Genomic DNA, 13,495 nt, shown 5'->3' on the forward strand with positions numbered 1-13,495 from the left:
ATTTTTTTATTACACATGCTGCTTCAATAACGCTTCTAACTCCTCAAAATTATGCACTTCATATGTCGGTATAATCCCACTATCATTTAACTTCCTTTCTGGATTAAACCAACAAGTATCAATTCCCGCTACATATCCACCTTTAATATCCGCGCTTAATGAATCCCCAATAATCAGCCCTTCTTCAGGTGCAAAGTTAGGAATCCGTTCAAAAACATAATCAAAATACTCTTTCATCGGCTTTTGAAAACCTGTATCTTCCGAAACAAAAACATCTTTAAACAATGAATGTAACCCTGCATTACGCAAACGTTTATCTTGCGTCTTAGAAACACCATTTGTCACTATATACAACTCATACTCCCCTTGAATTTGATTTATAAATTCAAACGCACCTTGCATGAGTTGATTTCCTTCTTCTAAGTAGTTACGGTAATTATTTTCGAATAATATTCCATCTACTGCTTCTCCATACTCTTTAAACAACAGAGAGAATCGTGTATTTACAACTTCATTGCGTGATAGTTCCCCTTTTTCAAAAGCATCCCAAAGACCTTTATTTATTTTTTTATAACGAGCCTCTATCTCGTCTGTTAAAGGGATTCCCTTCTCTTCAAAAAGCACCCGTAAAGCCACTTTTTCAGCCTTTTGGAAATCTAATAATGTATCATCTACATCAAATAGCAATGTTTTATATTTTTTCATAAACTCATCACACTCTCTTTTCTACAAAAACAAATTTACATAAATCGTATCATTCCTTCTTGTAAAGATAATAGGAGATATCTCATACTATAAATAGAGGTGAAAATATGAAAATCAGCAAAAATGAGGAAGAAATTTATCAATACATGCAAATCCATCAATTCCATACCCTATTTTCATTTCATGTCTTGCCATATGTAGAGCTACATTCTTTTCAAACGAAAGAGATGATATGTAGCGAAGGAAATACTCTCCCTTATCTCTATTACTTAATTTCTGGGAAGGCAAAAATATATATGAGTCATAAAAACGGGAAGGTTTCATTAATTAATTTTATTCAAGCACCATCTTTTATCGGGGAATTAGGATTAATAGGAGTAGAAAATATTACTAAGTCCGTTGAAGTACTAGAAGATTGTGTTTGTTTGGCACTTCCTCTTAAAGATTGTCAGCAACTTTTATTACAAGATGCAACATTTTTACAGCACTTATGCAAATTTATTGGAGAAAAGACAATTACTCGCACTGAAAATTACGCAAAAAACTATAGTTATCCTTTTGAAAATCGATTAGCTGCTTTTATTTTATTAACAGAACAAAATAATTGTTATATAGAAAAGCATACTGAGGCCTCGGAATATTTAAATGTCAGCTACCGTCATCTTTTATATGTATTAAATCAGTTTTGCCAACAAAATTACTTAAAAAAAGACGGAAGAACCTATTACATACGAGATCGAATTCAATTAAAAAAACTTGCTGATGAACTAAAAATATAAAAAAAGCAGCATTAACGTTTACATGTTAATGCTGCTTTTTCGAGTGACGATTATCATTTTAATTAAAATTTACTTGCTACTTTAGCTGCTTCTTCAAGACCTGTAGCAATGATTTCTTCTGCTTTATCTGGGAATTGGTTATGTCCTTCAATAATTACTGTTTCCATGTTTGTTGCGCCGAAGAAGCCCATCATACTTGCTACATATTTAACAGCCATTTCTACCTCAGCTGCTGGACCTTCTGAATATACGCCGCCTCTTGCATTTAATAATGCAATCTTCTTATCTCCAATTAGGCCAACTGGACCCTCTGGCGTATATTTGAACGTTTTACCAGCACGGTTTAAATAATCAATATATGTGTGCAATACTGCTGGAATCGTTAAGTTCCATAATGGGAAGCCGAAAACAACTTTATCAGCTTCTAGGAATTGATTTAAATACTTATCAGCAACTGCTACTGCTTTTGCTTCTTCTTCTGTTAAATCAAATCCTTTACCTACCTTGAATGTACCATTGATCATGTCTACGCCTACGTATGGTAATTCTTCTTTATATAAATCAAGTTCTACTACTGTATCATTTGGGTGTGCTTCTTTATAGTTTGCTAAAAATGCCTCATATAATTTTACACTAACTGCTTGTTCCGCTGGACGGTTATTTGCTTTAACGAATAAAACTGTTGCCATTATTTATTCCTCCTAGTACTCACTCTTATGTTGTTATATGCTTTCAAAAAAGGTATCCCTTGTAATTGTTGTTTTGTTGCTTACAAACATATTTTATCTTTATATAAAGACAATTTCGTCCTCACATAGACGTATTTTTCCATAAAAAAAGTCCACCTTCTAAAGGCGAACTTGGTCTTACGACTTTCGTCTTATACAATTCCATTTTTAACTGCATATAATGCCGCTTGCGTACGATCAGATAAATTCAACTTACTCAAAATACTACTTACATGCGCCTTAACCGTCTTTTCTGTAATAACTAAAACAGATGCAATTTCCTTATTGCTCATCCCTTTCGCTAATAGCTGCAATACTTCATTTTCTCTCGCTGTTAGCACATCCACTTGAATAGAAGATTCTTCTTCCTTTTCTTCTACAGGTAATGTTTGAGAGAGAAGAGCATTTGCTATATCCGGATGTAATTGAATATTACCTTTATATGCGCTTCGAATAGCCTCAACAAGCTGATCTGGTTCTACATCTTTTAAAATATACCCACTTGCTCCAGCCCTTAATGCAGGTAACACATGCGCCTGATCAGAAAAGCTAGTTAATACAATTACTTTCACATTTGGATACTCTTTTTTTATATATGCCGTCGCCTCAACACCATCCATTTCAGGCATATATAAATCCATTAATATAACATCGGGATTTGTTTCTCCTACTTTCACTAACGCTTCTTTCCCATTATTCGCTTCTCCAACTAACTCTAAATCTTCCTGTGTACTTAAGAAAAATGCTAATCCTTTTAAAACGACTGTATGATCATCAACTAACAATACTTTTATTTTCACAAACTTCCCTCATTTTCACATCATAATGGTACATTTACTTTTACGCTCGTTCGTTTATTACTACTTACAATTTTAATTGTTCCACCAACTAATTCTACTCTTTCACGCATCGTAGTCATACCTAGCGATTTCTTTTCTTTTATATTCTTTTCCACAAAGCCCTTTCCTTGATCAACTATTTCTAATGATACATTTTTCTCATTCACTGTAAAATAAATCGTCGCTTCTTTTACACCTGCATGCTTACTTACATTGTTCAGTGCTTCTTGGCCTATGCGCCACAAAGCTTCTTCTACTACACGAGGTAAATCACGAACACCCGTAACTTGCTCCCTAATTTTCAGTCCCAAATTTTCACCGTACTGCTTTAGAGCTGGCAATAATCCTTTTTCTAATCCTGCCGGACGAAGCTGCCAAATTAATGTCCTCATTTCTTTCAAAGCTCCTTGCGCAAGTTCACGCATCTCATGCAAAGATTGATCTACCTTTTCATTTTTACCTTTTAAAACTGCCTCTGCGCCTTTTGTCATGAAGGTTAATGAAAATAATTTTTGCGAAACAGAATCATGTAAATCTCTTGCTAACCGATTTCTTTCTTCCATTCGTACAAGTTCACGGCGCTGCTCGTTTAACCTCAAATTCTCTATTATTAACGAAACATGGTTCGATAATGCTTGAATTACATCTATTGTATTAGCATCAAACTCTCCATTATTCAAACTAACACATAAAACACCAAATATATGGTTTTGAATATGTATTGGTGTAGCAATAACAGCACGATTTAGATGTACATTATGTCCTATTTGATGTTTTATTAGAACTGGTTCATCTTGTTCTAACGCCTTCTTGGCCGCCTCTTTTACATCCTCTTGTAACTCTTCCTGAACGTAAGACGCTCGCAGAGATAATTCTTTTTCCTCCCTAATAAAAAGCGCTACTTGATTCCATTGAAATACTTCACCTACGTGATTTACCACCTTTTCAGGTAGTACATTAAACTTATGAATCATTTTTAAATCTTGAATGAAACGCTCTAATTTCACATAATAATGTGCTCTTCTCTTTTCATTTTCATATAATTTTGTTCGCTTTAAAGCCGTACCAATTTGGAAGGCAACCGATTGGAGTAATACTAATTCTTCTTCTGAAAAATGTGTTTTACCCGGACTTGCAACATTTAACACCCCAAATTTTTCTCCCCCAGCTTTTAAAGGAACCGTAGCATGATGAAGAATGCCCTCCGTATCCCCCCAATTATATTCAATTGCATTATTAATTCTTTTACATTCAATAATATTAACGGCTCTCTCTAATTTTCCATCTACAAAACCTCGTAAACACCAACATTCACCTTCGCACATCGGGCGTTTATTTTCATATGTAAGTGCCTCTGGTAATTGATAATCAATTAACTTCGTATACTTCCCATTTTCATCCGCAAGAAAAATCCATCCTGTCGTTAAACCTGTTACACTTAGCAATTTCTCGAGGACAGCTTGCAATACATGATATGTATCATTTGATGTATTTAAAGTTTCTGCAATTTCCTTTAATATAACTAATTCATTCGTACGATTATCTCGAAACATACTCATTCTCCTGCATACAAGATTTTAAATAGCTCTTAAAATAAATCATCTACTTTTCACTTTGTACTTATTCGTAACATTGATATAATGGTGAAAACATAGTTTTCATTATATCACTCGAGGGGGCTTTCATAATGACATTAAATAAAGCACTTACTATCGCTGGTTCTGACACAAGTGGCGGTGCTGGTATACAAGCAGATTTAAAAACATTCCAAGAACTGGGCGTATACGGAATGACATCTCTTACAACAATCGTAACGATGGATCCACATAACGGTTGGGCACATAACGTATTTCCAATCCCAGCTTCTACATTAAAACCACAATTAGAAACAACAATTGAAGGTGTTGGCGTAGACGCTTTAAAAACAGGTATGCTTGGATCAGTAGAAATTATTGAAATGGTTGCAGAAACAATCGAAAAGCACAATTTCAAAAATGTAGTAGTTGACCCTGTTATGGTATGTAAAGGTGCAGATGAAGCATTACACCCTGAAACGAACGATTGCTTACGTGACGTTCTTGTGCCAAAGGCATTAGTTGTAACGCCAAACTTATTTGAAGCTTACCAATTAAGCGGTGTGAAAATTAATTCTCTTGAGGACATGAAAGAAGCAGCGAAGAAAATCCACGCTTTAGGTGCCAAATACGTACTAATTAAAGGCGGAAGCAAACTTGGTACGGAAACTGCAATCGACGTCCTATATGATGGAGAAACATTCGATCTTTTAGAATCAGAAAAAATTGATACTACAAATACACACGGCGCAGGTTGCACATATTCTGCTGCAATTACAGCAGAACTTGCAAAAGGAAAACCTGTGAAAGAAGCAGTAAAAACTGCTAAAGAATTCATCACAGCTGCTATTCGTTACTCATTCAAAATTAACGAATACGTAGGTCCAACTCACCATGGTGCATATCGTAAATTCGTTGTATCAAAAGAACTTGTCTAATATATAAATAAAAACACTCACAAGGTTCATACATTGCCTCTGTGAGTGTTTTTTATAAGCTTTATGTCTTCCGGTCATCTTATCTTTAAGATGCAGAGCTGACCTTATTTCTACCATTTCGTTTCGAGTAGTATAACGCATCATCCGCCGCTTGAATAAATTGCTCTGATGCCCCTTCATACTCTGAAACCCCTACCGAAACTGTAATTTTTATTTTTGTTCCATCTAACAATTCAAATGAATGTTTTTCAACAGCTATACGAGTTTGTTCCCCAACATGAATTCCATAAGCTATTCCTTTCCTTGATATCAAAAGCGCAAACTCCTCTCCACCCTTTCGAAAAACCAAATCCGGAAATGCTGACATTTCTCGCAAAATATGCCCTACTTGTTTTAACACTTCGTCTCCCGCTGGGTGCCCATACGTATCATTTACATGCTTAAAATGGTCAATATCTATAAGTAGTAAACAAAGTGAATCGTTTTTCAAGTGTTTATTACTAATATGACGATTCATCTCTAAATCAAACTGCCTTACGTTTCCTAGACCTGTCAATGCATCTATCGTTGCGTATTGCTTCATCGTTTGAAATAGCTCATTGGATTGTAAAACATAATTTGCACTTATGAATGTTATGTAACCTGTAATAATACTAGAAATTAAATATAATCCCACTATGTGGATCTCTTTAATTAACCATATATATAACGCTGGGATTAGAATAGATAAAATATATGCGTGTAACCATACCCACTTTTCCCCTAAAGAAAGCTTCATACGCGAAATAAAGATACTCCCTATTCCTATCGCAATGATTGTATAAAAGGCCACTTGAGAAGCTAATGAATAATCCATAAACAACAGTCTAGTTACTAAAATCATAATAATTGTTATGGTACTCGCTATCGGCCCTCCAATAATAACAGCTAGAATAACAGCTAAGTAGCGTAAATCCAATAGGATGGTACCAACACGAACACCGAAATACATTAGTAATATACCTAGTATCCCAGTAAAAATGCCTACTACACATTTCTGCCCAAAAGAGAATCCTTCTTTTAACGGCTTATCTCTTAAAAGCTGACCTCCAACAAAAACAAAGGAAAGAATAATTGTTGTATTTACAAATAAGTCCCTTAACATAAAATGATCTCCTTACTTTTCTATCTATCCCTTTCCTTACTTTATTTTATACGAAATCCCTATAATTCCCAAAGTTTTTATTTATTTTTTGCTGTTCCACGTGAAACAGCAAAAAATAAAAAGGGCGAAAACTCGCCCTTTTTCATTAACAACAGCGTGATATTTTTCCACCCTTTGCGTTAAATCTTGCTTCTTGTGCCTCAGCAAAAAATTGCTTTTGACATAAAACCTCTTCTTCAGGATGATGCTTTTTCATATGCTCCACATATACTTCATAACTTGGTACCCCAACGAGCAAACTAATAAAGCGCTTCCTTTCTCCCCATACTTGCCACAGCTTTTTAAGCATAGTTCCTCGACTCACTTTCATCTCTAGGAATATATGGTGCCTCTTTTAACGGCATTGGCTTATTTCTTAATACTTGTATCCAAATTCGAAGTGCTGAAATTAACACAGCGATTACAACTATCATAAAAATCCCACAAAGCGCTGCATCGATATAATCATTAAAAATAATTTGCTTCATTTGAGTAACATTTTTAGCTGGTGCTAACACTTTCCCTTCATCTAACGCTCCCTGAAACACCTTCGCGTGAGATAGAAATCCGATTTTAGGATTTTCATGAAATAGCTTTTGATAACCAGCTGTCATTGTTACAATAAGCAATCCCACAGTTGGAATAAGTGTTACCCAAACGTACGCCTTTTTCCCCATTTTGAACAAAATTGTCGTTCCAAGTAATAATGCAATACCTGCTAGCATTTGATTTGCAATACCGAAAAGTGGCCATAATGTATTAATTCCACCGAGCGGATCTATTACCCCTTGGTATAAGAAATATCCCCACCCTAATACACATAATGTTGTAGCGATTACATTCGCTAATGTAGAATCCGTTTTCCCAAATGGCTTATATACATGCCCTAAAATATCTTGAATCATAAATCGGCCGACACGCGTTCCGGCATCAATCGTTGTTAAAATAAATAGGGCTTCAAAGAGAATCGCAAAATGATACCAAAATGCCATCATGGCCGTTCCACCTATTACTTGTGAGAAAATATATGCCATACCTATCGCTAATGTTGGCGCACCACCTGTACGTGATAAAATCGTTTGCTCTCCAACATTTACAGCAAGATCTTTTAGTTCATTTGGTGTAATAGCAAATCCCCATGAGGAAATAACTTGAGCTGCCTGTGAGACATCTGTACCGATAAGTGCTGCGGGACTATTAATTGCAAAATACGTTCCCGGTGTTAATACACAAGCTGCAATCATCGCCATCGCTGCTACAAACGACTCCATTAACATTGCTCCATAACCGATTGGCTGTGCGTGTCCCTCTTGCTCAATCATCTTCGGCGTCGTACCTGATGAAACAAGAGCATGGAATCCAGACACTGCACCACAAGCAATAGTAATAAATAAGAAAGGGAATAGGTTTCCAGAGAACACAGGACCAGTTCCATCAATAAATTTCGAAACTGCTGGCATTTGTAAATCTGGTGCTACAATTAAGATACCGATTGCTAACCCTACAATTGTTCCGACTTTTAAAAATGTACTTAAATAATCACGTGGTGCTAAAAGCATCCAAACTGGTAATGCAGATGCAATAAATCCATATACAATAAGCATAATAGCAATTGTTTCACCACTAAATGTGAACATACTTGCAAGTGTTGGATTTTCTGCTACATACTGTCCTCCAACAAGAGATAAAATAAGTAGGATAATACCAATTACTGATCCTTCTCCAACACGACCAGGCCTAATATAGCGCATATAAACTCCCATTAAAATAGCGATAGGAATCGTTGCTGCTATCGTAAACATTCCCCAAGGACTTCCTATTAGTGCCTTTACTACGACCAACGCTAATACTGCTAATAAAATAATCATAATTCCTAAAATACCTATCATTGCAATTAGTCCTGTAACAGGTCCAATCTCATCTTTAATCATTTCTCCTAACGATTTACCATTACGTCTCATTGAAGCAAATAAAATAACAAAATCTTGGACAGCCCCCGCAACAACTACCCCAACAATAATCCAAATGGTCCCTGGTAAATACCCCATTTGTGCCGCTAAAATCGGTCCTACTAAAGGTCCCGCTCCAGCAATCGCTGCAAAGTGATGTCCAAACAATACCCACTTATTTGTTGGAACATAGTCTTTCCCATCATTTAATGTATGAGCTGGTGTTTGCCGATTATCATCTAAATTAAAAACCTTTCTCGCTATAAATCTACTATAAAAGCGATAAGCAACTGCATATACACATACGGCAGCTACTAAGAGCCATACAGCATTAATGGTTTCACCTTGTGATAAAGCTATTACCCCAAAAGCACCTGCTCCTACTGCTGTAATAACGCCCCAAAGTAAGATCGATTTCAATGTCTTCACATACAATTCCCCCAATACTATTTCTTAGTGGAGATTGTACTAAATTTTCTGAATATTTAACTTGAATCCTCCCTATCATGAAGGATTTTCAGTTTATCATGTTAAAATACTCTCATTATCTACTATAATTCAATGTTATTTCGAAGGCGTTTTACATAATTACGACTGACTGGAATCGGTTGCTCATCATACCTATCTAAATACAAATTATACGTGCCATTATAATAAGGTTTCAGTTCTTTTACATATGACATATTAATTAAATAGCTTTTATGTACACGTAAAAAATCATATGCATTTAGCTTATTTTCTAATTCCTGAAGTGTATATGTTGAAATATACTGATTATTCGTTGTGTAAATTGAAACAGTTTTATTTTCTTTATTTTTACTTACATATACGATATCTTCTGGAAGAATATATCGTATGCCCTCTTGACTTTCTATCGGTAGTTTTCGCAAATAACTCTTTGCTTTCTCACCTTGTTCTTTACCTATTTTATATAAAAGAAATTGTAAATCTTCTTCACGAAATGGTCGCAATAAATAATAAAATGCTTGGAAACGAAAAGCTGTAATAGATTCTTCTATGTTTTCACCTACAAAAATAAATTTTGTATAGCAATTTATTTCTCGTAATAAACTTGCATATTCAAAACCAGTACCATCTAGTAATTTGGAACTTAAAAAAACAAAGTCTGGTATATGTTTTTTCATCATAAATAAAGATTCTGTTCCTGTCTTTGCTTCAAAACATTCTACATTTCTCATATTTTCAGTGAAATTTTCAGCTAACTCTCTTCTCTCTTCTGCCTCTTCCATAATCAGTAAAATTTTCATTTCTTCAACCACCTAATTCTTTGTCCATATGTCCTGTTGTATACATTCGCTTTTATAAGAAATAATCCCTTTTTCTTACTATACCATTATTTATCTAAAAAAACAGAAAAAAGGAAACCACTTCGGTTTCCTCTCCCCCTTTATCCCGTACTAACTGCCTATAAAGAGCCGAGTAGTGTAGGATGATAAACGATCCAGGATACGTTTAAATTTTCACTTTATACTAATTCTCGTTGCTTCGTTTCCTGTCCAAGTATTATTACAGCGAACACACCAATTAAAATTGATCCACAGAAAATCGTAAATATTAATGATAGTGAAGCTTCTGAGGCAACTAAATATCCCACTAATAGTGGCCCAAGGATACCACCGATACGACCAAATGCTGCTGCCATTCCTGCACCTGTACCACGAATAACCGTTGGATACTGCTCAGGTGTATAGGCGTATAATGCTCCCCAAGCACCTAAGTTAAAGAAGGATAGTAGCATACCTGCCACAATTAATACTGTTAATGAATCCGCAACCCCAAACAAATAAGCACTGCAAGCTGTCCCAATTAAATACGTAACCAAAACAAATTTACGACCGAGACGTTCAATAAACCAAGCAGCGGTGAAATATCCTGGAAGTTGAGCTAACGTCATAATAAGTACGTATTGGAAACTTTTTATTAAACTAAATCCTTTTAGCACCATTACACTCGGTAACCAAAGGAACATTCCATAATAGGAAAAGACAACACAAAACCATAGAATCCATAGCATAATTGTTGCTTTACGATATTCCCCAGACCAAACTGATTTTATATTTTCAATAACAGATGGCTTTTTTTCAACTTTTTGGAACCTTGGGGAATCCGGTAAATTCCATCTTAAATATAAAGCATATAGTGCTGGAATTGCACTCAATACCATCGCAACTTCCCAACCATATTTAGGAATAACAAAATACGAGATAAGAGCTGCAATTAGCCATCCACCTGCCCAAAAACTTTCTAATAACACAACAATTCTCCCACGCTCATGCGCTTCAACACTCTCTGATACTAGTGTAGAGGCAACTGGAAGCTCTCCGCCAAGCCCCATACCAATTAAAAAGCGTAAAAGGAGAAACATTGCAAGTGTTGTTGTTAATGCAGTTAAACCACTACCGATAGAAAATAACAATAATGTAATAATAAAGACTGATTTCCGCCCTATTTTATCTGATAGTATCCCAAAAATAAGCGCTCCTACTGCCATACCGATTGAGTTAATACTGCCTATCCAGCCCATTTCTTGCGTACTTAATCCCCAATCCTTTTGCAAGGCTACCATTACAAATGAAAGCATTCCAACATCCATTGCATCAAATAGCCATCCAAGCCCAGCTATACCAAGTAGTTTGCGCTTCGAAATTTCTTTTACCTTGCCCACTAGAAGTCCTCCTCACACAGGTGTCTTTACACATCATTTTACATGTGTGAATTGTATAAGTAAAATACTTTTGTGTAAAAAATTCTCCTTCATCATTCCCAAAAAGTAAAACGTCTATCCCGATTGGTGAGAGCTAATAATCAGTGGGGATGCCTCACTGATTAAAGTTTCAATTTATTAAAAATGAACAAATAAAAAAAGCAGCGATATTTCGCTACTTTTTCGAACGCATTACTTCTTTTAAAAATTCCGCTAATACTAACTGACGACGCCAGCGTGTTGGATTACTGCATAATCTATAAAACCACTCTAAATGAATCGCTTGAATCCATTTTGGTGCACGTTTTACCTCTCCAGCCCATACATCTAAACTTCCACCCACTCCAACAGCCATTTTCGTTTCTAAACGATGCTTATTGTTTTGGATAAAGTTCTCTTGTCTCGGGAAACCAAGTGCAACAAGTAATAAATCTGGTTTTGCTTCTTGAATGCGAGAAATAATATTCTCTTCGTCTTCTTGTTTAAAATAACCATCTTGTATACCGGCGATGGATACAGCTGAATATGTCTTTGTTAAATGATCTGCTGCAGCTTGTACAACATGCGGCTTTGCACCTAATAAGAAAACAGATACCGGCTTACTATCTTCTGATAACTTCGCAAGTAAATTACACATTAAATCAAAACCTGCTACACGTTCTTTTAAAGGTGTACCAAGCATCCCGCTTGCCTTTACAACCCCAATACCATCAGGTGTAATTAAATCTGTATTCAATAATGTTTGATAGAACTTTTCATCCTTTTTTGCGCACATAACAATTTCAGGGTTTGCTGTTACTACCTGAAACGTATGAGTTCGCTCCGCTTCTAGTTGTTCTTTTAAATATTGGACCGTTTCATCCATTGTCATTGTAGAAAAAGGAACGCCTAGAATATCAACTGTTTGTACTGCCATAGTTAACTATCCTCTCTATCATTACAAGTTTTTCGCTATTAATTGCTTATATGTTTCCTTTGTATCTTCATATAGTTTTTGAAGTGAGAAGTTCATAGTAGCATGCTCATAAATATGTTTACCCATTGCTGCTAACTCTCCAGTTTTCCACTTATCATACGCTTCTTCTAAAGCTAATGCTAATGCCTTTCCATCACCTGTTGGCACAATCCATCCGTAAGTTTCATCTACGATTAATGGTTCAATTTCTCCAGCCCTAGTCACAATTGATGGTACGCGTTGATTTGCCGCTTCTAATAAAACTAGTGGGAACCCTTCACTATGGGAAGTTAATAAATTTACATGTGACGACGCAAATAATTGTTTTACATCTTGACGATGTCCTAAAAACTCTACTTTATCGTTAATCCCTTTTTCAGTAGCTAATGACTTTAGATTTTCTTCTAATGGGCCATCGCCAACTAATAATACTTTAATTTTCTCTAATTTTGTTTGTTGTAACGCATCGAATAAAACTTCATGTCCTTTGACAGGATGTAATCGTGCTACTTGGATTGCTGTAAATACATCTTCATCAATATTGAACATTTCTTTTTTATTATAGCCTTCTGCTTTTTCCTTATCGTATTCAATTCCATTATAAATAACATGCATCTTTTCATTTGAAATACCTAATGCTGCCAGGCTTTTTTTCAATCTATTTGTTACAACGAAAAATAAGTCTATATTTTTTAAGGCTTTCAAATTTAATTTCGTAAAAATCCAACCTTTTAAGCCCTGTTTAGTAAAGTCTTGAAATGGATCACTATGAATAGTCGTTACCCATTTTGCTTTTATTCTCTTTTTCATTAAAGAAACATAGAAATTAGCCCTAGGGCCATGTGTATGAACTACATCAAATTTTTCTTTATTAATAAATTCACTTATATTCTTTAAAATGGATAAATCATAGCGCGATTTTTGTGAAAACACATGGACTTTTATCCCTAACTCCCTTGCTTCCTTCGCAACAATTCCATCTTCAAATACTGCTAATTCTACTTCACCAGTTGGAAACTGATCGAGAAGTGAAATAATATGTGTTTTCCCTCCCCCATCTTCTGCTCCTGCATTCATATGCAATATTCTCATATTTTTTCCTCCTTTAAATCCTCGCTAC

The 13,495-nt window shown here is 35.4% G+C and carries 13 protein-coding genes; 2 read left to right on the plus strand and 11 right to left on the minus strand.

The genetic code is table 11. From position 1 onward, the window contains the following. Nucleotides 1–9: 9 nt before the first annotated feature. Nucleotides 10–705: a YjjG family noncanonical pyrimidine nucleotidase gene (locus MR136_RS10170; RefSeq protein ID WP_061457934.1), complete on the minus strand. Its 696-nt coding sequence runs from the start codon at nucleotides 703–705 to the stop codon at nucleotides 10–12. A 107-nt stretch (nucleotides 706–812) separates the two neighbouring features. Between MR136_RS10170 and MR136_RS10175 the strand changes: the two genes are divergently transcribed. Continuing rightward, entirely contained in the window at nucleotides 813–1,484 is a 672-nt protein-coding gene (locus tag MR136_RS10175; RefSeq protein ID WP_000703310.1) for a transcriptional regulator YeiL, read from the plus strand. 62 nt (nucleotides 1,485–1,546) lie between these two features. Here the strand turns inward: MR136_RS10175 and MR136_RS10180 are convergent, their stop codons facing one another. The 3 genes from MR136_RS10180 to MR136_RS10190 all read right to left on the minus strand — a co-directional run bounded on the left by MR136_RS10180 (nucleotide 1,547) and on the right by MR136_RS10190 (nucleotide 4,604). Beyond that, a complete protein-coding gene (locus MR136_RS10180; RefSeq protein WP_000246734.1) occupies nucleotides 1,547–2,173 on the minus strand; it encodes an FMN-dependent NADH-azoreductase in 627 nt (208 codons plus the stop codon). 191 nt (nucleotides 2,174–2,364) lie between these two features. After that, the gene (locus MR136_RS10185) at nucleotides 2,365–3,012 is read right to left on the minus strand and encodes a response regulator (RefSeq protein WP_000695801.1); all 648 of its coding nucleotides are present in this window, start codon (nucleotides 3,010–3,012) and stop codon (nucleotides 2,365–2,367) included. A 20-nt stretch (nucleotides 3,013–3,032) separates the two neighbouring features. Further along, nucleotides 3,033–4,604: a GAF domain-containing sensor histidine kinase gene (locus MR136_RS10190; RefSeq protein ID WP_000488138.1), complete on the minus strand. Its 1,572-nt coding sequence runs from the start codon at nucleotides 4,602–4,604 to the stop codon at nucleotides 3,033–3,035. A 134-nt stretch (nucleotides 4,605–4,738) separates the two neighbouring features. Here MR136_RS10190 and pdxK point away from each other — a divergent pair, with 134 nt between their 5' ends. Next, the gene (gene pdxK, locus MR136_RS10195) at nucleotides 4,739–5,563 is read left to right on the plus strand and encodes a pyridoxine/pyridoxal/pyridoxamine kinase (protein ID WP_000174252.1); all 825 of its coding nucleotides are present in this window, start codon (nucleotides 4,739–4,741) and stop codon (nucleotides 5,561–5,563) included. A gap of 85 nt (nucleotides 5,564–5,648) precedes the next feature. On the opposite strand, the gene MR136_RS10200 is transcribed toward pdxK, so the two are convergent. From MR136_RS10200 to MR136_RS10230, 7 genes are all read right to left on the minus strand, one after another. Continuing rightward, a complete protein-coding gene (locus MR136_RS10200) occupies nucleotides 5,649–6,707 on the minus strand; it encodes a GGDEF domain-containing protein (RefSeq protein WP_242259362.1) in 1,059 nt (352 codons plus the stop codon). Nucleotides 6,708–6,852: 145 nt separating this feature from the next. Beyond that, nucleotides 6,853–7,056, minus strand: a complete 204-nt coding sequence (locus MR136_RS10205; RefSeq protein WP_000914503.1) for a YbdD/YjiX family protein — start codon at nucleotides 7,054–7,056, stop codon at nucleotides 6,853–6,855. Continuing rightward, nucleotides 7,049–9,124: a carbon starvation protein CstA gene (gene cstA / locus MR136_RS10210; RefSeq protein ID WP_000854312.1), complete on the minus strand. Its 2,076-nt coding sequence runs from the start codon at nucleotides 9,122–9,124 to the stop codon at nucleotides 7,049–7,051. Before cstA ends, MR136_RS10205 begins: the two co-directional genes overlap by 8 nt. A 122-nt stretch (nucleotides 9,125–9,246) precedes the next feature. Further along, the gene (locus MR136_RS10215; RefSeq protein WP_000698256.1) at nucleotides 9,247–9,963 is read right to left on the minus strand and encodes a LytR/AlgR family response regulator transcription factor; all 717 of its coding nucleotides are present in this window, start codon (nucleotides 9,961–9,963) and stop codon (nucleotides 9,247–9,249) included. A 218-nt stretch (nucleotides 9,964–10,181) separates the two neighbouring features. Beyond that, complete coding sequence (locus MR136_RS10220) at nucleotides 10,182–11,381, minus strand: MFS transporter (protein WP_017672918.1); 1,200 nt, start codon at nucleotides 11,379–11,381, stop codon at nucleotides 10,182–10,184. Nucleotides 11,382–11,595: 214 nt separating this feature from the next. Then, nucleotides 11,596–12,336: a WecB/TagA/CpsF family glycosyltransferase gene (locus MR136_RS10225; protein WP_000290748.1), complete on the minus strand. Its 741-nt coding sequence runs from the start codon at nucleotides 12,334–12,336 to the stop codon at nucleotides 11,596–11,598. A gap of 21 nt (nucleotides 12,337–12,357) precedes the next feature. Beyond that, the gene (locus MR136_RS10230) at nucleotides 12,358–13,467 is read right to left on the minus strand and encodes a glycosyltransferase family 4 protein (protein ID WP_001221227.1); all 1,110 of its coding nucleotides are present in this window, start codon (nucleotides 13,465–13,467) and stop codon (nucleotides 12,358–12,360) included. Between the last annotated feature and the right edge of the window lie 28 nt (nucleotides 13,468–13,495).

The organism is Bacillus cereus group sp. BfR-BA-01311 (assembly GCF_022664295.1).
In the GTDB taxonomy this organism is placed as follows: domain Bacteria; phylum Bacillota; class Bacilli; order Bacillales; family Bacillaceae_G; genus Bacillus_A; species Bacillus_A cereus.